The organism is Cupriavidus sp. USMAA2-4, from assembly GCF_001854305.1.
Lineage (GTDB): Bacteria > Pseudomonadota > Gammaproteobacteria > Burkholderiales > Burkholderiaceae > Cupriavidus > Cupriavidus malaysiensis.
This window is the reverse complement of sequence record NZ_CP017749.1, coordinates 248,512-268,194: the sequence shown is the minus strand read 5'-3', so window position 1 is coordinate 268,194 and position 19,683 is coordinate 248,512. Positions and strand designations below refer to the sequence as shown.

General features: G+C 65.9%; 17 protein-coding genes. 6 read left to right on the top strand and 11 right to left on the bottom strand.

Annotation, left to right across the window (positions count from 1 at the left end):
* Positions 1–200 precede the first annotated feature (200 nt).
* A complete protein-coding gene (locus BKK79_RS21310) occupies positions 201–626 on the bottom strand; it encodes an SgcJ/EcaC family oxidoreductase (RefSeq protein ID WP_071040276.1) in 426 nt (141 codons plus the stop codon).
* Between the two features lie 144 nt (positions 627–770).
* The gene (locus BKK79_RS21305) at positions 771–1,619 is read right to left on the bottom strand and encodes a LysR substrate-binding domain-containing protein (protein WP_071038721.1); all 849 of its coding nucleotides are present in this window, start codon (positions 1,617–1,619) and stop codon (positions 771–773) included.
* Between the two features lie 103 nt (positions 1,620–1,722).
* On the opposite strand from BKK79_RS21305, the gene BKK79_RS21300 reads away from it, so the two are divergent.
* Positions 1,723–2,370 (top strand): LysE family translocator, encoded by a 648-nt coding sequence (locus BKK79_RS21300; RefSeq protein WP_071018903.1) that lies wholly within the window; start codon positions 1,723–1,725, stop codon positions 2,368–2,370.
* Between the two features lie 231 nt (positions 2,371–2,601).
* On the top strand, positions 2,602–4,815 hold the full coding sequence (locus BKK79_RS21295) for a penicillin-binding protein 1A (RefSeq protein WP_071038720.1): 2,214 nt from the start codon (positions 2,602–2,604) through the stop codon (positions 4,813–4,815).
* A gap of 71 nt (positions 4,816–4,886) precedes the next feature.
* Here the strand turns inward: BKK79_RS21295 and BKK79_RS21290 are convergent, their stop codons facing one another.
* Complete coding sequence (locus tag BKK79_RS21290) at positions 4,887–5,771, bottom strand: LysR substrate-binding domain-containing protein (RefSeq protein ID WP_071038719.1); 885 nt, start codon at positions 5,769–5,771, stop codon at positions 4,887–4,889.
* Between the two features lie 137 nt (positions 5,772–5,908).
* Here BKK79_RS21290 and BKK79_RS21285 point away from each other — a divergent pair, with 137 nt between their 5' ends.
* Both BKK79_RS21285 and BKK79_RS21280 read left to right on the top strand, forming a co-directional pair.
* Complete coding sequence (locus tag BKK79_RS21285) at positions 5,909–6,967, top strand: DMT family transporter (RefSeq protein ID WP_084085606.1); 1,059 nt, start codon at positions 5,909–5,911, stop codon at positions 6,965–6,967.
* Positions 6,968–6,985: 18 nt separating this feature from the next.
* Complete coding sequence (locus tag BKK79_RS21280) at positions 6,986–8,122, top strand: NAD(P)H-dependent flavin oxidoreductase (RefSeq protein WP_071038718.1); 1,137 nt, start codon at positions 6,986–6,988, stop codon at positions 8,120–8,122.
* A 68-nt stretch (positions 8,123–8,190) separates the two neighbouring features.
* Here BKK79_RS21280 and BKK79_RS21275 read toward each other — a convergent pair whose 3' ends face one another.
* From BKK79_RS21275 to BKK79_RS21240, 8 genes are all read right to left on the bottom strand, one after another.
* Positions 8,191–9,243 (bottom strand): alcohol dehydrogenase, encoded by a 1,053-nt coding sequence (locus BKK79_RS21275; RefSeq protein ID WP_071038717.1) that lies wholly within the window; start codon positions 9,241–9,243, stop codon positions 8,191–8,193.
* A 282-nt stretch (positions 9,244–9,525) separates the two neighbouring features.
* Positions 9,526–10,872, bottom strand: coding sequence for a spinster family MFS transporter (locus BKK79_RS21270; RefSeq protein WP_198173383.1), 1,347 nt, complete (start codon positions 10,870–10,872; stop codon positions 9,526–9,528).
* Between the two features lie 238 nt (positions 10,873–11,110).
* Positions 11,111–12,667, bottom strand: coding sequence for a class I adenylate-forming enzyme family protein (locus tag BKK79_RS21265; RefSeq protein WP_071038716.1), 1,557 nt, complete (start codon positions 12,665–12,667; stop codon positions 11,111–11,113).
* Between the two features lie 187 nt (positions 12,668–12,854).
* Complete coding sequence (locus BKK79_RS21260; protein ID WP_232346421.1) at positions 12,855–13,784, bottom strand: helix-turn-helix domain-containing protein; 930 nt, start codon at positions 13,782–13,784, stop codon at positions 12,855–12,857.
* 292 nt (positions 13,785–14,076) lie between these two features.
* The gene (locus BKK79_RS21255) at positions 14,077–14,889 is read right to left on the bottom strand and encodes an SDR family NAD(P)-dependent oxidoreductase (RefSeq protein WP_071038714.1); all 813 of its coding nucleotides are present in this window, start codon (positions 14,887–14,889) and stop codon (positions 14,077–14,079) included.
* A gap of 72 nt (positions 14,890–14,961) precedes the next feature.
* On the bottom strand, positions 14,962–15,753 hold the full coding sequence (locus BKK79_RS21250) for an enoyl-CoA hydratase/isomerase family protein (RefSeq protein ID WP_071038713.1): 792 nt from the start codon (positions 15,751–15,753) through the stop codon (positions 14,962–14,964).
* Positions 15,754–15,856: 103 nt separating this feature from the next.
* Positions 15,857–17,005, bottom strand: coding sequence for a thiolase family protein (locus BKK79_RS21245; RefSeq protein ID WP_071038712.1), 1,149 nt, complete (start codon positions 17,003–17,005; stop codon positions 15,857–15,859).
* The gene (locus tag BKK79_RS21240) at positions 17,002–17,406 is read right to left on the bottom strand and encodes a Zn-ribbon domain-containing OB-fold protein (RefSeq protein ID WP_071038711.1); all 405 of its coding nucleotides are present in this window, start codon (positions 17,404–17,406) and stop codon (positions 17,002–17,004) included. Before BKK79_RS21240 ends, BKK79_RS21245 begins: the two co-directional genes overlap by 4 nt.
* Positions 17,407–17,639: 233 nt before the next feature.
* On the opposite strand from BKK79_RS21240, the gene BKK79_RS21235 reads away from it, so the two are divergent.
* Positions 17,640–18,389, top strand: coding sequence for an IclR family transcriptional regulator (locus BKK79_RS21235; protein ID WP_071038710.1), 750 nt, complete (start codon positions 17,640–17,642; stop codon positions 18,387–18,389).
* A 108-nt stretch (positions 18,390–18,497) separates the two neighbouring features.
* Positions 18,498–19,646: an acyl-CoA dehydrogenase family protein gene (locus BKK79_RS21230; protein WP_071038709.1), complete on the top strand. Its 1,149-nt coding sequence runs from the start codon at positions 18,498–18,500 to the stop codon at positions 19,644–19,646.
* The last annotated feature ends 37 nt before the right edge of the window (positions 19,647–19,683 follow it).

The following is a 19,683-nucleotide window of genomic DNA, read 5'->3' as shown; positions in this document are numbered from 1 at the left end:
CATGCCATCGCGCAAGCGAGCGGGGGAACACATGGCCGGCCGATGGTGGCGGACCGAACGATGCGCGTGGCCGGCTAGTGGCCGGCTAGTGGCCGCCTTTCGGCCTTCTGGAGCCGGGACAACGCTCGATGGGCGCAAGATGAGGTACCGCCGGCGGCATGCACTGCCGGCCAGCCGCGCGCCAACATCCAGGTGTTCGATCAGAGACCTCGGCTATCTCTCAAGATAGCTTCTCCCGTACGGGGATTCGTCAGGGTGACGTTCTCGAGCGCCTGGATCCGCCACGTGCCAGCCTTGCGCGTCAGCACGGCGAGGATCAGCGTGTCGACCGCGTGCGGACCCGCCGGATGCGCGGTGCCGACCGTGAGCCGGCTCCAGAAGTGCACGACGGCCGCGTCGTCATGGATGGCGACCACGTCGATCAGCTCGTTCTCCAGCGTGGAATCGCTGTAGATGGTGGCATGGATGGGCGCATGCATTTCGATAATTGCCGCCACGCCGCGCACGTAGTGCCCGAACCGGTTTACGAACGTCGCATCCTCGTGGAACAACGCTCCGAGGGACTCCATGTCATGGCTGTTCCAGGCGGTCTGAAACGCCTGGGGGGCGTGTTCGGCTTGTCTCATTGGCGTCATGTGGATTCTCACGGTTGTTCTACGTTGGGGGGGCTGGCGTGTTCGTGGTGCGTTCGTGGTGCGTTCGCAGTCGGGCGGACTAAGCAACGCTTACGCTACCACGGGATCTCGGCGCATCGCTGAAGCCCAAGCCGCTCAAACGCGCATCTCAGCCAGGATCTGTTCAGCGAGGAAATCGCAAGGCGGCCGTGCGGAGCGGGCGCTGCGGGCCAGAACGACCTCGAGATCATCCAGGGGCGGCAGCCCTTCGTTCTGCGATAGCTGGACCAGGTGCCCCGGCACGCTGCATCGCGCCAGCGGCGCGATGGCGAGCCCCGCTTCGACCATGCTGAGCACGCCCAACAGGCTTGGGCTCTCGTAGGACATGCGAAACCTGATGTTCTCCCGCTGCAGCGCATGGATGGCATTGGCGCGTGCAGTACTGCCCTGTGCGAACACAGCGAGTGGAAGCGGGCGCTCCTGCCACACTTTTCTTGCCGGCGACCCGGCCCACACCATCGGCTCGTACCGGATGAACTCTCCCGCAATGCCCTTCGCTTTCGTGATGCAGGCCAGGTCCAGCGTGTTGTCCTTGAGCAAGGGAACGAGCGCACTGCTGGGCAGGCCGATCACCCGGATCTCGACGCGCGGATGAGCGACCGCGAACTTGCCCAGGACCTGTGGCAGCAACGACGAGGCGTAGTCGTCGGGAACGCCGATGGTGACGCGGCCCTTGATCTCCGGACGCACGATCGACGCCCAGGCTTCCTCTCGCATCGCCAGCATTCGGCGGCCATAGTCCAATAGCGTCTTGCCCTCCGCGGTAATCGCGACATTGCGGGTGCTTCGCACGAAGAGCGGTTTTCCCAGCGCTTCTTCAAGTCCCTTGATCTGCATGCTCACTGCCGACGGCGACCGATGCACGGACTCTGCCCCGCGCGCGAACGAACCCGTCTCGGCAACCGCCACCAGCATCTCAAGCACGTCCAGGTCGAGCTTCTTCATTTTGATCAGAAAAGCTGAGTAATGGGTTCAGTTTAATTCGTTTTACTGGAGTGTATGGCAGCCGGATACTAGCAGCGACGATCACTTGGATGAGCCCACGAAAATGCATAGTACGGCGTCGATCTACGGATTCCTGGCGGTTGCCGGAATGCTCGCTGTAACCCCTGGGCCGAACATGGTCTACGTGATGTCGCGCTCGATCGCGCAAGGCCGCATGGCGGGGATGATATCGCTCGCGGGCGTCATGTTCGGATATCTCTTCTATATGTTCGGGGCCGCGTTCGGCATCACGGCGTTCTTCCTCGGCGTGCCTTATGCGGGCAGTGCCTTGGGTGCCGTGGGCGCGCTCTATCTGTTCTATCTGGCGTGGCAGGCCGTGAAGCCGGGTGGCCGCTCTCCCCTGGAGGTGCGCGACCTGCCGCGCGAACGGCCGCGCCGGCTGCTGGTGATGGGGGCGACGACCAGTCTGTTGAATCCCAAGCTCGCGATGATCTTCCTGTCCCTGCTGCCGCAGTTCATCGACTATCAGAACGGCAGCGTTCTCAGGCAATCGCTGGCGCTGGGATCGTCGCTGATCGTCGTGTTCGCCACGGTCAATGGCCTGGTGGCGGTCTGCTCCGGCAGCATGGCGACGCTCCTGTCGCGCCGCCCGGGACTCCTGCTGGCCCAACGCTGGGCGATGGGCCTTGTCCTGGGTGTGCTGGGCATGCACATGGCCGTCGATGCATTGAGGTCGGCGGGCATCTATTGAGGACGTTCGACACCAGCGCGGGGACGCTCCGCGACCGGGTCGGCAAGCGTTGACCCGGCCGCGCTTCTTGCGGAAAAAAAGAAGTCCTGCGGCATAGGGCTCGCCTCTTGTTGTCAACGCGAAACAAATGTAATCGTCTGTAAATGCGGCGCGCTGCAGTCGCAACCTGACAACGGCAACGCGCTTGCGCTTTGGTACGATCCGGCCCTTTCCGCCAGCGCCCCCGCCCCAGTGAATAGCCGCTATGTATCGTTGCTTCGAGAGCACTGCGCCCGCTTGCTCGCCCGCATCCGGCCGTTGCTCGCCGCCGGCAGCGCAGCGGCCGGGCGTGCTGTCAGCAGCGCACTGCGCCGCCTGCGTCACCCGACGCGGCGCGGCATCGTGCTTGCACTCCTTGCCGTGCCAGCGCTGTTCGTGGCGTTCGTGCTGGCGCTCGTGCCGTACACGCCGGGCATGGGCGACATCCGCAAGGCCCGCATCGACCGGCCGGCGTTGATTGTGTCGGCCGACGGCCGGCTGCTCGACCAGTTCAAGCCGGTCAATCGCGAGTGGGTGCCGCTCAGGCGGATCTCACCCTATATGGTCGACGCCTTGGTCGCGACCGAGGACCGCCGCTTCTACGAGCACCATGGCATCGACTGGAGGCGTACCGCGTCGGCAGCGTTGCATACGTTCTCGGGCGACCGGCAGGGCGGCTCATCGATCACCCAGCAGCTGGCTCGCAACCTGTATCCGGACGAGATCGGCCGCGCGCCGACCCTCACGCGCAAGCTCAAGGAAGCGATCACGGCGTTCAAGATCGAATCCGTGTACAGCAAGGACCAGATCCTCGAGACCTACCTGAACACGGTGCCGTTCCTGTACAACGCCTACGGCGTGGAAATGGCCGCACGCACCTACTTCGGCAAATCCGCCGATCGGCTCGACATTCTCGAAAGCGCGACCCTGGTCGGCATGCTGAAGGCCAACAGCACCTACAACCCCGTGCTGAATCCCGAGCGCGCCTTGCAGCGGCGCAATACGGTGCTGGGGCAGATGGACAAGTACGGCAAGCTCAAGCCCGGTGCCTACGCATGGCTGGTGCGGCAACCACTCAACGTCGATTTCGAGCCGCAGAGCGCACCACCGGGCGTCGCCCCGCATTTCTCGGCCCAACTGCGCAAGTGGTTGAGCGCATGGGCCGGGCGGAACGGCTACAACATCTATGCCGACGGACTGGTGGTGCGCACCACCATCGATTCCCGCCTGCAGGGGATGGCCACGCAGGCGATGGCCTGGCAGACCAATCAGTTGCAAGCGATCGCCAACGAGGCGTGGGATGAGCGGACGGGATGCTGGCCGGGCAATGAGCTGTTCCAGGCCTTCATGCGGCAGACGGCGGAGTACCGCGCCGCGCGCGACGGGGGGCAGACGGACCAGGCCGCGCTGAGGAGGCTCGCGGCGAATCCTGCATTCGTCCGCGCGCTGTGCCGGAGCAAGACGCAGGTCCAGGCGGGCTTCGTCGCGATCGATCCGCGCAACGGCGACATCAAGGCCTGGGTCGGCAGCCGCGATTTCCGCGAAGTGCCGTTCGATCATGTGCAACAGGCCCGGCGCCAGCCCGGTTCGACCTTCAAGCCCTTCCTCTACGGCGCGGCCTTCGCGGATGGCGCACGGCCGAGCGATACCTTCGTCGACCGGGATGTCGCCATTCCATTGAGCGGGCATGCGGTCTGGCGGCCGGCCGACGCGGAGCCGCCCAGCGGCCGGCCGATGACGCTGCGTGACGCGCTGGCTTACTCGCGCAATCGCATCACCGCCCAGCTCATGCAGAAGGAGCGCCCCGAGAAGGTCGCGCAGCTCGCGCGCGCGATGGGCGTGCGCGAGAGTTCGCTCGAAGCCGTACCGTCGCTCGCGCTCGGCACGAGCCCGGTCACGCTGAAGGAAATGGTCTCGGCGTACAGCACCATCGCGAACCGCGGCGCCTATATTGAACCGCGCATGGTCACGCGCATCGAGAATCATGACGGCAAGGTGCTCGCCGAATTCCCGAGCGCCGTGCCCGAACGGGCGCTGCCTGCCGGTGCGGCCCAGGTGCTCGTCGACGTCATGCGCGACGTGATCAGCCGTGGCACGGGCAACGGCATCCGGTCGCGCTTCCGGATCTACGCGGATGTGGCCGGCAAGACCGGCACGACGCAGGACAATGCGGATAGCTGGTTCATCCTGATGCATCCGCAACTGGTCGCGGGCGCCTGGGTGGGATTCGATGATGGACGCGTGACGCTCGGCGACTACTGGGGGCAGGGCGCGCACAGCGCCCTGCCGATGGTTGGCGCCTTCTACGACATGGCGCTGCGCGCGCGGGTGATCGACGCGGGCGCGCGGCTCGGGCCGGAGTCTCGGCCGCCGCGCGTGACCCATCCGCGCAAGCAGCAGCGGCACTTCTTCTTCTGGCCGTTCTGACGGGGGATCGCCGTCGGCCCGTTCCGGACCGGCGCGGCGGGATCCTTCACCGACGCCAGCGCCTCCGGCATTCAATAGCCGGGAGGCGGCAGGCTCTCGGACAACGTCTGGACCAGGATGGTCTTCAGCCGCTCGGCGGCGGGCGATAGCGCGCGACCTGCGTCATGCAGGGCCAGTCGTATGGTTGGAACGGGCGGAAGGCCGGAGCTCGCGTCCAGTACGGTCAACGAGCGCGGCAGCCCCAGCGCCGTGCGCAAGGTAATGCCCAGGCCTGCGTCGACAGCGGCCCAGAGCCCATGGAGGCTGGAACTGGTGAAAGCGGTGTGCCAGGCGACCCCGGCCTTGTCGAGCGCGTCGATGCAGGCCTGGCGGAAGAAGCAGGGGGCCGCATACACGACCAGCGACAACGGCTGTTCAGGCTTGAACTCCGCCTGGCCCGCGGCAGGACCGATCCAGGTCATCGGCAAGGTTGCGAGCAGCTCGCCGTCGTGCCGCGCGTCCGCACCGAACGCCAGGGCAAGGTCGAGCTGGCCTTTGTCCAGGCGTTCGAGCAGCAGCGCATTGCGTTCTACGATGGCCTCGATCAGGACGGCGGGGTGGGCCCGCTTGAACTGACCCAGCACCTTCGGCAGCCATGTCTCGGCGAGATCGCTCGGCACGCCGAAGCGCACCGCACCCGCGACCGACATCCCGCGCACGGCCGAGACCGCCTCGTCGTTCAGGTCGAGAATCCGCCGCGCGTAGCTGAGGATCACGTCTCCCGCTTCGGTCGGTGCGAGCCCCCGTCCCTCCTTGCGGAACAAGGGCTCGCCGATCTGTTCCTCGAGCTTGCGGATCTGCTGGCTCACCGCCGACTGCGAGCGGCCGATGTGGTCGGCGGCGCGATTGAAGCTGCCGAGGTCCTGTGCGGCCACCAGGGTGCGCAGGATATCCATGTCGAGATTGGGTCGGATCATAGTTCAGTTCTACGAAACTGTTCGATAAGAAATATCCAATTTTCTTAATGATAGGGAACTCCTACCATCCGAGCAATGGAGGAGCGAGCCAGCCGGCAGACGCTCTCCCGATACGAGGAGGTAGAAATCCAATGTCCATGGAACCATCGGAAACCGTCGCAGCCGCTGCCAGCCCCGGGCGCCTGGCTTCCTGCCCGCCGTCGGCGGGAACAGATTCCGCAAGGCGGCAAGGAGCGTCCCGCCTGCCCTCCGGCGGCTATGCCAAAGGCGTGCTGTGCTGCGTTGTCGCGACGCTCTCCTTCGGGATCATGTTTCCCGTCATGTCCAGCGCGCTGACGCGGATCGATCCGTTCACCTTCACGTCGCTGCGCTATTTGACGGCCGGCATGGCATTCCTTGTACTGCTGGTCTCGACCGAGGGGCGCTCCGCGCTCCACGCCGACGGGCAGTCGATGCTGCTGGCCTGGTTCCTGGGGACGGTGGGCTTCGCCGGCTTCGGCTTTCTGGTGTTCCTCGGCCAGCAGATTGCCGGCAGGGATGGCGCCCTGACCGCCTCGATCATGATGGCGACCCAACCGATGCTCGGCCTGGTCGTGAACTCGATCGGCCGGCGCGTTCTGCCGCCGCGCTTTTCGCTGCTGTTTATCCTGCTGTCCTTCTGCGGCGTGATCCTGGTTGTCACCAAAGGCGATATCGCCGGCCTTCTCGGCGAACCGCAGAGCTACGCCGCGAACGTGCTCATCGTGCTCGGCGCCCTGTGCTGGGTGATCTACACCTTCAGCGCGAGCTTCTTCACCCGCTGGTCGGCCTTGAAATACACGACCATCACCACCGGGCTCGGGCTTCTGAGCATCGTCTCGATCAACGGCGTCCTGTTGGCCCGGCACGTCATTCCCGTCCCCGGCAAGGCCGACCTGCTCGCCATCCTGCCCCATCTTCTCTACATGGGACCCGTCGCCGGATTCGTCGGCATTCTCTGCTGGAATCTCGGCAACCGCATCCTGACGCCGCTGAACGGCGTCCTGTTCATGGATGTCGTGCCGATCACGACCTTTCTCGTATCGGCCATGGAAGGCATCGTGCCGACCGATATGCAGATTGCCGGGGCGTGCATGACCGGTGCCGCGCTGGTCTTGAACAACATCTACCTGCGCCAACGTGCCCGTCGGCCCGTGCGCGTGGGTTCCGATCTCTGATGCCTGGGAAACCCGATCATGTGGAATGAAACCGATGTCAGCCGGAAGCTCGGCATCCGCTATCCGATCATCCAGGGCCCATTCGGCGGCGGCCTGTCGTCCGTCGCGCTAGTGGCGGCCGTCTCGAACGCCGGTGGGCTGGGATCGTATGGTCTGCATACGACGGCCCCGGATGCCATCCAGGACCTCGCGAGCGAGATCCGCGCGGCCACCGATCAGCCCTTTGCCTTCAATCTGTGGGTTCCCGAATCCGACCGCGATCCCGTGGTCGATGCCGCTGCCTTCGATCGCTTCCTTGCGCCGCTGCGCCCTTACTATCGGGAGCTCGGCGTTGCCATCCCCGATCTCCCGACCCGTTTCGGCCACGACTACGCGCAGCAGATCGAAGCCGTGCTCGAGGCGCGGCCGCCAGTACTGAGCTTCGTCTTCGGCCTCCCTTCTCCCGCGATCCTGCGCGAGTGCCGGCGGCGGAATATCGTCACCGTGGGTACGGCGACCACCGTGGACGAAGCGATCCTGCTGGAGGCGGCGGGATTGGATTGCATCGTTGCCAGCGGCTTCGAGGCCGGCGGCCATCGGGGCTCGTTCCTGCGTACTCCCGAGGCATCCCTGACCGGCGTCTTCGCCCTGGTGCCGCAGATTGCCGATCGCGTCAAGACTCCCGTCATCGCCGCCGGCGGCGTGGCGGATGGCCGCGGCATCGTGGCCGCGCTGGCGCTCGGGGCGCAGGGTGTCCAGATCGGAACGGCATTCCTGGCGTGCGACGAGTCAGGTGCCAGCCCCGCGCATCGGGAAAAGCTCCTCAGCCCTGACGCAAGACGCACCGTGCTTACGAGGGCGTTCACCGGGCGGCTGGCCCGCAACATCGCGAACCGCTTCACCGAAGAGATGGCCGCGTACGAAGCGGATGTGGCGCCGTATCCGGTTCAACGATGGCTCACCGGAGGCTTCCGGGCGGCGGCCCTGCGAGCGGAACGCGACGACCTGATCGCACTCGCGGCAGGCCAGGCAGCGTCACTTGCCCGGCGAGGCAGCGCGTCGAGCTTGATCACACGGCTGGTCGACGATGTCGGCGCGATCACGGCCGGCTTGGCGGCTGACGGCTCCGCAGTGCTGCCGCAGGTACCGCAGCATCGGGGGGATGGAGGCGTGTAACGGGCCGTCGCTGTCCTGCTGCCGAGGCTCGGCTGCCCCGACCCTACGAGGGCAGCCGACAATGCGCGTTATGGAACCAGCACGGTGCGCCCGATCACCTTCCCCTGCGACAGCGCGATCAGCGCGTCGTTGACTTCGTCGAGCGGGCGGCTCCTCACAGGCGTCGGCTGGATCTTGCCGTCGCGCATCAGCGCGACGAGCTCGCGCAACTCGGGCAGCGTGCCGACATAGCTGCCTTCGATCCGCAGCGGCTTCATCGGGATGACCGGCAGCGACAGCGTGATGTCGCCACCCATCAGCCCGACGACCACCACGTGTCCGCCGCGTGCGGACGAGTCGAGCGCGAGCGTCATGGTCGGCGTCGCACCGACGAGATCGAGCACTGCGCGCGCGCCGCCATCCGTTGCCTGGATGATCTGCTGCGCGGCGTCCGGCGCGCGCGCGTCGATGGCGGCGAGCGCGCCGGCCTGCTGCGCGGCGTCGCGCTTCGTCGCGTCGACGTCGACCACGATCGCGCCCTTGCCGCCAAGCGCCTTCAGCACCTCGATCGCCATCAGCCCGAGGCCGCCCGCGCCGATCACGACGATCGGCCCTTCATGAATCCGCTCGCCGAACTTCTTGATCGCTGAGTAAGTCGTGACGCCCGCGCATGCGAGCGGCGCGGCCTTCACCGGATCGAGCCCGCTGAGATCGACCAGATAGCGCGGATGCGGCACGATCACATAGTCCGCGAAGCCGCCGTCGCGCACTGCGCCGAGCGACTGCGGCTTCACGCAGATGTTCTCCTCGCCGCGCCGGCATGCCGCGCACTGGCCGCAGCCGATCCACGGATGCACGACCGCGACGAGTCCGATCTGCACCGGACCGGCGTCCGGGCCCGCAGCGACGACCTCGCCGGAGATCTCGTGGCTCGGCGTCAGCGGCAGCTTGAGGCCGCGGTCGGCGAACATGAGCTTCTTGCCGCCGCCGAGATCGTAATAGCCTTCCCAGATGTGCAGGTCGGAATGGCACAGCCCCGCCGCCTTGACCCGCACCAGCACCTCGGTGCCCTGCGGCTGCGGGATGTCCTTCTCTATCAGCTCGAGCGGCTGGCCATAGTGAGTCACACAAAAACAACGCATTGGCATTGATGCCTCCTTCGTTTGAATCCCGTCATGCGGGGTGGCCCCGGCTTCCATACTGGTCTTGCCCCCATATTCCCGCTCCCCAAGTCGCAGTCATGGGCTGCCGGACGGCGATTGCCGAAGCCAAGCAAACCGGTCAGGTGCGCGCTGCGATGGCCGTACTGTCCCAAGGGCGCCTGCGCCGGCAAGGCCGGGATCGAAGGCGGCAAGCTCATGGGCACCCGCGAAGTCGACAGCGGCCTGGAGACCGTCGCTTCGGCGATGTGCTGTGCGAACGGATCAGGCGGCCGCACCAGCCATGGCGCGCTGCGCCGCGGCCGCATCGGTCGAGTAAGTCCGAGTTGCAAGCAGCAACCCCACCCCGCACACGGCCAGCGCGATCGGCACCACTTCCATCGAGTGCAGCAGGCCCAGGGCCCGAATCTCGTCGGTCATCTGCATGGCGCCCGCGGCCGCCATTGCGGCTTTGGCGTTGTGGTCGGACACCAGACCCAGCAGCACCGGCCCGGCGGTGCCGCCCACGATATATGACACGGCATAGCTGACGGCCGTGGCCGTGGCGCGTAGCCGCGGTTCGAAGACATCCATCAGCACAGGCAGGGACGAGGCGTAGTAGTGGTACTGCAGCACCCAGGCAAGCCCGAACAGCGCCACGAACATCGTGACTTCGGTGCTCTGGACTTTCAGCGCCCAATGAATCAGCACCGCGGCAATCAGCACGCTGATGGCGCTGAAATACATCCGCGCATGTTCGTGCCTGCGGTGCAGCCGGTTGCTCAACCAGCCGCCAAGCGGCAGCCCGATCAGGCCCGAGGCGCCGACGATGATGCCGCTGGCCATGCCGGCGTCCTTGAGCGACAGGTGGAAGTAGCGGATGAGCGTCGAGGTCAAGAAGGCGCTGGCCGCGTTGGACGCCATGGCCAGCGCCAGGCCCGCGATGAGCAACGCCCACACCGTCGGCGTCTTGAACACGCGCAGGAACGGACGGTCGATCGGGTGCTCGCTGATCTTGATGACCTCGGACGCTCCGCGCGCAGGCTCCTTGATGAAGAACATGCAGAAGGCCAGCAGGATGCCCGGGACGGCGGCGACGAACAGGGGCGCGCGCCAGTTGCCGAAGTATTGGGCGATGGCGCCGGTGGTGAAGAAGCCCAGCAGCAGGCCTACCGGCAGGCCGAGCAGGAAGATGCCGGTGGCGCCGGAGCGCTTGTCGGCCGGGAACAGATCGCCGATCAACGAGGTGGCTGGTGCCTGATAGCTGGCTTCGCCCACGCCCACCAGCACCCGGATCGCCAAGAAGGAAGCAAAGCCCCATGCCAGGCCCGTCATGCCGGTGAAGAGACTCCAGATCAACAGGCCCCAGCCCAGGATGTGCTTGCGCGAATATTTGTCGGCCCAGCGCCCGATCGGCACGCTGGCCAGGGCATACACGATGGTGAAGGCCGATGTGGTCAGGCCCAGTTGCGCATCGTTCAAGCCCCATTCCTTGCGGATCGGCTCCAGAAGGGCCGTCGGCACGATGCGGTCGTAATAGTTGAAGAGACAAGCCAGAAATAGCAGCCCCGTCACTCGCCAGGCGTTATCCGCTTGCTTGCCGGCACCGCCGGTTCCAGTGTTCCCCATCATCTTGGTGTCTCCTTGATTTTTTTACTAATCGCGTCACTTCGAAAGCGGTAAAAGCCGGTTCGGCTTACACCAGCGACGTGGTGCGTCCGGGCACAGGTATTGCCGATATTCCGGGCCCGTGCCCGGGATCCGTCGCGCTGCGTGCCCTCCGGACAAGGTCGTGGCGATGCCGGCCGATGTAGGGGCTTGTCGCTCATGGGCATGTCTCTCGCTCGTGGAACGGAAAAGGACGGGCGATTCAGATCTTGCGTTGCTGGCCCTGCCAGTAATGGGCGCGCAGGTCCTTCTTCAGCACCTTGCCGATCGCGCTGCGCGGCAGCGCAATGACAAAGTCAACACTCTTGGGGGACTTGACGGAGCCGATCTTGCTCTTGCACAGCGCGATGAGTTCTTCGGCGCTCACACTTTGGCCAGCATTGAGCTCGACGACCGCCTTCACCGCTTCGCCCCATTCTTCATCGGGCACGCCGATCACCGCGCAGTCCTGCACCGCGGGGTGTGACCAGATGACCTGCTCGACTTCGCTCGGATAGACATTGAAGCCGCCGCTGATGATCATGTCCTTCTTGCGGTCGGTGATGTGCAGATAGCCTTCGGCATCGAGATGGCCGACGTCGCCGGTGTGCAGCCAGCCGTCGATGATGGCTTCGGCGGTCTTGTCCGGCGCCTTGTAGTAGCCCTTCATCACGAGGTCGCCGCGCACGCAGATCTCGCCGCTCTCGCCCGGAGCCAGGATCTCGTTGCGGTCGTTCATGATCTCGACGCGAATCAGCGGATTGGGGCGACCGACCGAGGATAGCCGTTTGTCCGGCGCGATCTTGCCGTTGACGAAATGCTCGGCCGGCATCAGGTTGGAAATCGACGCTGGGCATTCGGTCTGGCCGTAGCCCTCAGCCATTACCGGGCCGAACACTTCGATCGCACGCTTGAGCTTGTCCACCGACATGGGCGCAGCGCCGTACATGAGGTACTTGACCGACGAGAAGTCCCGCGCTTCGATACCGGGCATGTCGAGCAGGCGGTAGATGACCGTCGGGGGCAGGAAAAACTCCGTGACCCGATGCGTGGCGATCGCGTCCAGCAGCAATTCCGAATCGGGCTTCGTGATCACCACCACCGTGCCACCGCGTGCGGTGCACGGAAGCGACATTGACCCCGCGGTATGGGTCATCGGCGCCGCGGCGAGATTCACCGGGCGCTCCGATGCGCCATACGTAAACGCCATCATGTAGTGCGCGAAGTAGGTCTGCATGGAGCGATGCGTGTTCATCACACCCTTGGGCACCCCGGTCGTGCCGCCCGTGGCGGAAATCGACACCACATCGTCCATGCCGTAGTCGACGAGCGGCTTGGTCGACGGCTGGCCATCGACCCACTTCGCGAGCGATGGCGCCCACGACAGATCGGCGTCGACGCACACCCACAGCCGGATCTTCGGCAGGCTGGGGCGCAGCGTCTCGATGGTCTGCGCGTAGGCCTGGGTGAAGAACAGCGCCTCGCAGTCGAATTGATCGAGGACGTACTGGCAGTCGTTGGGCGCGTTGGTCCCGCTGACCGGGATGTACGTCATGCCGGAGCGCCACACGCCCAGCGTGCAGAGCCAGGCCGTGACGTCGTTGCCGGCCCAGACGGCCGCCTTGGTCTGCTTTGCAAATCCGGCGGCGATCAGGCCATTGGCGATGCGGCACGAAAGCTCCCCGGCCTGCTGGAATGAGTAGCTGCGCTCGCCTTGGATATAGGCGATGCCGCGGGCGTTGATGCGCCACCCCCGATCGAAGAAATCAATGATTGCCATCCTTGCGCCGTCCTCAGTGAAATCCGCGCCCGCCCAGCGCCGTGTATGCCACCGGCGCTATCGGGTAGCTTGAAATCATCAGCGTTTGGGGCGCGCGCGCTTTGCTTGCGCGCGCACGACGCGTTGTCGATTCGCGCAGGGAAAACCCCGGTTTGCTCGACCGGGGGCCGGGAGCGCGCTCAGGGGCTCAGCGTGCGGCCATGCGGCGCATCTCGCCCGGCGTGAGCTGATAGCGCTGCTTGAACACGTGGCAGAAGTGACTGGCGGACTTGAAGCCCCAGCGGAAGGCGATGTCCGATACTTGCAGGTGCTGGCAGGCCGGATCGGTCAGCGCCTGCCAGCATCTGGCCAGCCGACTTTCGAGAATGTGGCCGGCCACCGTCGCGTCGCCGCCCGCGAACAGTGCCTGCAGATAGCGCAGCGAGACGCCATGCGCGGCAGCAATCCGTGCCGGGCTTAGATCGTCTTCATGCAGATGCCCGGCGATGTAGGCGCGCACGCGTTCGCGCAGCACGGCCTTGGCGTTGAACTTGCTTGCGCGCTCCAGGCCCGGCAGGGCGATGTCCAGCAGTTCAATGGAGGTGCGGCACAGGGTGGCGTGGGCGGTCGGCTTCACGCTGCCGACTTCCCGAGCCAGGCCAAGCAGGTGCTGTGCCAGCAGCAGGCCGATGCCGGAATGGCTCTCGATGCGGCACATGGCGGGTGGTTCCCGGCGCTGCGGCAGGTGTTCGCGCATGAGCTGCCATGGAATCATCAGCGACACGTTCTGCATCGGTTCCAGCACCTCGAAGCTGTGCCGCTGGTCGGTGCGCCACAGAATCATGTCGCCCGGGCGCATTTCCTCGTCCCAGTGCGCATCCGGTGACTGTATCCGCTCGCGGCCGCTGAGGTTCAATTGCAACGCCAGGTACAACTCGTCACTTGGCCCGCCACGCCTCGCAGTGGGTAGTTGCCCCACGGATTGGGTGCCCGTGATGCTTACCAGCGTGGCACCTGCCAACTCATGCTGCCGCAGTTGCCCCACAAAGGTGGAAGGCGCCGCCGGAGTGGAAATGCGCCAGCGTCGGCCAGGGCCGAAGACCGCCTCGAAATCGTTGGTTCGACTATCGGCGGGCACCTGGATGGTGGTCCATTCCGTGGGCGGCAGTTGCATGTTATGTCTCCTATCCGCGTGCGCTGCGTGGGCAGCTTCACAAGCAGACTCTGGGATTGATTGACCTTGCCCCTGCTCCACGAATCCCATCGCCGAGGAATTCAGGCCGCTTTGCCTTGTTGGGCGGCCCGGTATTTCTCTAGCGTCTATGGCCCAGCCGCGTATGGAAAATGCATTCGACCGCGTGGCCGGATGTTGTCCGACGCACGCGGTCTTCTGCCTTGGACGTCTGGATGCGGCACTCGTCAGCGCGACATCACAGCATCACGTAGCCGCCGCTCACGCCGAGACTCTGGCCGGTGATGAAGGCCGCGCGGTCCGATGCCAGGAATGCCACCACGCCGGAGATGTCCTCCGGTCGCGACAGCCTCCCCAGCCCGCGCCCGATCGGGTAGGCGCCCAGCATCTTCTTGAGACGCTCGTCGGTGTCGGGCGTGGCCGACGGATGCAGCGGGCCGTTGGCGATGCCTTCGTGCGAGACGGCGCCCAATGCGATGGTGTTGACGTTGATGCAATCGCGGCCGTGCTCCTGAGCGATCGCCTTGGCGAATCCCAGCATGGCCGCCTTGGCACCCGAGTAGACCGCCAGGCGTGCCTCGCCGACACGGCCGGCTTCGGACATGATGTTGACGATCTTGCCGCCGCCCTTGCGTTGCATGCCGGGCAGGGCGCTGTGGCAGCAGTTCATCACGCCGTAGACGTTCAGGTCGACGACTTCCTTCCAGTCCTCCACCGGCATTTCCATGAACGTCGGCGGCATGCCGCCCTTGGTGCGGCGCGCCACGGTCACGCCGGCGTTGTTCACCAGGATGTCGACGTCGCCGAAGCGTTCACGCGCCAGCGCGAACATGCGCTCCACCTGCTCGGCGTCGCCGATGTCGGCCTGCACCGCCAATGCCTGGCCGCCTGCCGCTTCGATTTCCTGCTGTACCGCCTGCGCGCGCTCCAGGAAGTAGTCGTTGACCACGACGTTGACGCCTTCTCCGGCGAGCTCCAGGCAGATGCGCCGGCCCACGCCTTGTCCGCCGCCAGTCACCAGGGCTACCTTGCCTTGCAGATGCAGTTCCATTCCGTTCTCCTCCAGTTTTCGATGTTCAGATGCTTCGATGTTTCGATATTCCGATGACGTCTGCGTGCGGGCTCAGCGCCCGACGAAGCGGGGCGCGCGCTTCTCGACGAATGCGCGCATCCCTTCCTTCCTGTCCTCGCTGTCCATCACCATGGCCGCGCCGTAGCATTCGAACTGCAGGCCCAGGTCGACCGAGCCTTGCATGCCGAGGTTGACCGACCGTTTCGCGAAGCGCACGGCCAGGGGCGGTTGCGCGGCGATGCGCCGGGCCATCGCCAATGCTTCGTCCATCAGCTTGTCGTCGTCGACCACACGGTTCACCAGGCGGATGTCTTTCGCCGCGTCGGCGCTGATCAGGTCGCTGGTGAAGATCAGTTCCTTGGCCACGGCCTGGCCCACCACGCGCGGCAGGCGCTGCGTGCCGCCCGCGGCGGGGATGACGCCGAGCTTGATCTCGGGCAGGCCGAATCGTGCCGATCGCGCCGCCAGCCGGATATCGGCGCACAGGGCCAGTTCCAGGCCGCCCCCGAGCGCCACGCCGTTGATGGCGGCAATCACGGGCTTCTCGAATTCCTCGATGCCGCGGAACAGTTCATGCGTCCTCTGCTGCGTGACGTAGTAATCGGCGGGGTGCGCCGTGCCGCCCGCGCGCTCCTTGATGTCCGCGCCGGCGCAGAACGCCTTGTCGCCGGTGCCGGTCAGCACCACGCAGCGAACGCTGCTGTCGTCCCGCGCCAGCTCGAAGAAGGCCTTGGCAAGATCCGGCTTCATGGTGCCGCCGAGTGTGTTCATGCGCTCCGGGCGGTTCAGCCGGATGATGGCCACGCCCTCGACCACTTCGTACAACAGGGTTTCGAATTGCATCGATGTCTCCTTGCTTGGAATGATGTTCGCGCCGATGTTCGCGCCGATGCTTGCCTGCGGGTTTGTCGGACGCATGCGCTGCCGGTGAGCCCGCAGGATCAGATCAGTGCGTTGCCGCCAGCACGTGGGCGAAGGCCACCGAGCCGAGCCCGATCATGTGAGCCAGCCCCAGGCGCGCGCCCGGGTGCTGCCGTCCGCGTGCCTCGCCGCGAATCTGGCGCGTGATCTCGGCGATCTGGCCGATACCGGTCGGTCCGGTCGGATGACCCATGCCGAGCAGGCCGCCCGATGCATTGACCGCGCACTGGCCGCCGATGGCCGAAGCGCCGCGTTCGAGCCACGCCGCGCCTTCCCCGGGCGCGCACAGGTCCATGGCTTCCGTGTAGACCAGTTCCTCGATCGAGAAGGCCTCGTGCAGTTCCACCAGGTCCAGGTCGCGCGGACCGATTCCGGCCTGCTCGTAGGCCAGCGCGGTGGACTTGCGCACCATGTCGGCGGCCGCCGACGAATCGTCGCGCTCCAACTCCTCGCTGTTCGCCACCGATGCCAGCACGCGCACGGCGCGGCGCTTGTCCAGGCCGAGACGCTGGATCGCCGCCTCCGACACCACAATCACGGCGGCGGCGCCGTCGCCACGCGGGCAGCACTGCTGCACCGTCAGGTCGCCCACCACCTTCGGCGAGGCCATGACCTGCTCGAGCGTGCGCGGCTTGCGGAACTGTGCATACGGGTTGAGCGCCGCATTGCCGTGGTTCTTGACCGCGACGCGCGCCATGGCTTCGGGCTTCAGGCCGTGCTGGCGCAGGTATTCGCGTGCCATCAGCGCGAACTTCACCGGTGGCATGGTCGCGGTCGGTGCCAGGTGCGGCAGGCCGTCCTTGTCGGCGGCCTTGCGGCCATCGCCGAACTTGTCCACGCCCATGGCCACCACCACGTCCGAGACGCCGCTCGCCACCTCCAGGCACGCCTGGCGGAACGCCGAGCAGCCCGAGGCCGAGGCGCTTTCCACCTGCGTCACGGCAAGGCCGGTGGAGCCCAGGTGGCGGAACATGACACGTCCGGTGGCCATGCCGATCGCCGACGTCCCCACATAGGCGCTCTGCACCTCCGGCCAGGCAATGCCGGCGTCCGCCAGTGCCTCGCGCACCGCGCGCAGGCCGAGGCTGACATAGGGGGTATCCGAGGCGAACTGGTACGGATGCAGCCCGATGCCGATCACGTAGACGGGGTTCTGCTGGAGCAGGCGGTTCATCGTTGCACCTCCTCGCCTGCGGGCGCGAAGCGCAGCGGATAGCGGTCGCCGCCCGCGGCGTCGGTACGAAGCACGCCCTGCACCATCATGCCGGGAGCCAGTTCCGCTTCGCTGGCCACGTCGAGCAGCACTTCTTCGCGTATGCCTTCGGCGAATTCGACTTCGCCGACGACGAACGGCGGCGGCATGTCGCGTACCAGCGGCGCATGCACGGTCACATAGTTGCGCAGCCTGCCCCATGTGGACATCTGCTCCACCGTGCCGCGTTCGGGGTCGGCTCCGCAGTACTGGCAGCCATAGGCGGTGGCCGGGTAGGTCGGCTTGCCGCATGCGCCGCAGCGCAGCACGGCCAGGGATGGTGCCCCTTGTGTTTCAGGCGAGCGGGATTCCGCAGTTTGCATCGTGTCTCCTTTTCAGTATCTGTCTGCCCGCCGGGCGCGAGTGCCTTGCACGTCGGCGCGCCGTCGCGGGTGCCATCGGCCGATCTTTGTCTTGCAAAACTACGATAGGTCGGATTAGTATCCAGTATATCGTAGTCATATGGCCTGTCAAACACGGAAGAGCGTACGAAATCTCGTAGACTGTGCGGTTTGTGCGGATGCCGCATTGTCATCACGAGAATTTCGGAGAACCCATGCCAAGCTTTGTTCCTGCTGCCGCGCGCAGCCTTGCCGTTTTCGAGGTGTTCTCGCGCGAAAAGCGCGAGCTCTCCAATTCGGAACTCGCGCGCCTGCTCGACCTGCCGGAGAGCAGTTGCTCGGACCTGCTGCATACGCTGACCGAGACGGGGTATCTGATGCGTACCGCGCGCACGCGCCGCTTCTATCCCACCACGCGGCTCCAATCGATCAGCGAAGCCATTGCCGGCAACGATCCGCTGGCGGCCGTGGCGGCCGAGGCCACCGAGTTCCTCACCGGCAAGACGGGCGAGACCTCCTTGTGCGGCCGGCTCGATGGCGCCTACGTGCGGGTGACCGGCTTCCAGGAAAGCCGCTACGAATTGCGTTACGTGTTGCGCGTCGGCAAGCGCCTGGCCTTGCATGCCACGGCGCTCGGCAAGGCGCTGCTGGCGGTGCTGCCGCCGGAAGACGCGGCGCGGCAGCTACGCCTGCGCGCGCTGCCCAAGCTCGCGCCCAGAACGGAAATCAACCCGGTCGCGCTGGAAAAGCAGATCGCCGAAGTGCGTGAGCGCGGCTGGGCCTGGGTCGAGGACGAGGGCGGGGAAGGGGTGACGGCTATCGCGGTGGCCGGGTTGATCGGCGACGAACCGTTCGCGATCTCGCTGGCGGGCCCCACCGAACGATTCAAGCGCCGCAAGGACGAGTACCTGGAAGTGATCGAGGCTGCGCGGGACCTGGTGTTCCCCGCTGCCCAGAAGGACTAGGTCGGCACATGGGGCTTTTCCTGTGTCCGGCTTTGTATCTGCGGTACCTGGCACGCCATGCCGCCGGCGCCGCATGCATTTCCCAACCGGGATAAAACAGGAGACCCCATGTGTTTCGAAGCAACTTCCGAGCAGCGGCTGCTGCGCGACAATATCCGCCGCTTCATGCAGGCGGAGGTGGCCCCGCTGATCAGCCGGCATGATCAAGAGAAGACCTTTCCCTTCGAGATCCTGAAGGGCTTGGCGCAGTTCGGCTACATCGGCGGGCGCCTGTACGAGGAACAGGGCGGAATGGAGCTGGACCAGCTCACCTGGGCGATGATGATGGAGGAGGCCGGCTATGCCTGGCTGTCGCTGCGGACCATCCTGAACATCACCAACGGCCCGATCCTCAAGCTTGCTGCCGACGGTACGCCGGAGCAGAAGGCCCGCTTCCTCGCGCCGCTGCTGGCTTGCGAGCGCAAGGTGTTTACGGCGATCAGCGAGCCGGGTACCGGCTCCAACATCGCGCAGATCCAGACGCGTGCCGACCTCGACGGCGACCACTACGTGCTCAATGGCCGCAAGCTCTGGATCACCAATGGCGCGTTTGCCGACTTCGGCATCGTGGTGGCCCGTACCTTCAGCGACAACTGCGAAGGCCAGTTGTCGACCTTCCTGGTCGAGCGCGAAGTCAGCCCTTACGAGGTGCGCCGCGTCGACACCATGGTGCTGCGCAGTACTGGCACCGCCGAGCTCGGCTTCGACAACGTCCGCATCCCGCGCGAGAACCTGCTGGGCGAGGAGGGCGGCGCGCTCAAGCGCATGCTGCAGGGCCTGGACGGGGCACGCGTGAATATCGCGATGGGCGCCGTGGGCGCGGCGCAGTGTGCGCTCGACCTGGCCACCGACTATGCCAGGACACGCACGCAGTTCGGCCGTCCCATCGGCAGCTTCCAGCTCGTGCAGAAGATGATCGTCGACATGACGATCCGGGTCGAAGCGGCTCGTGCGCTCGGGTATCGCGCCGCCATGGCGCTCGACCGCGGCGAGGACACGCGTGTCTCGGCATCGATTGCCAAGTTGTATGCGACCGAGGCCGCGCACGAGGTGGCCAGCATGGCCCTGCAGGTGCACGGCGGCCTGGGCTACGCCACGGACTACCCGATCGAGCGCATCTTCCGCGATACGCGTGGCGGCACCATCCCGGAAGGAACCACCGAAGTCCAGACACTGATTGTCGGCCGGGAGATTCTCGGCATGTCGGCCATCGTCTGAGCGGCAGCAGCCGCGCCGGGCGCCCCAGCCCTTTCCG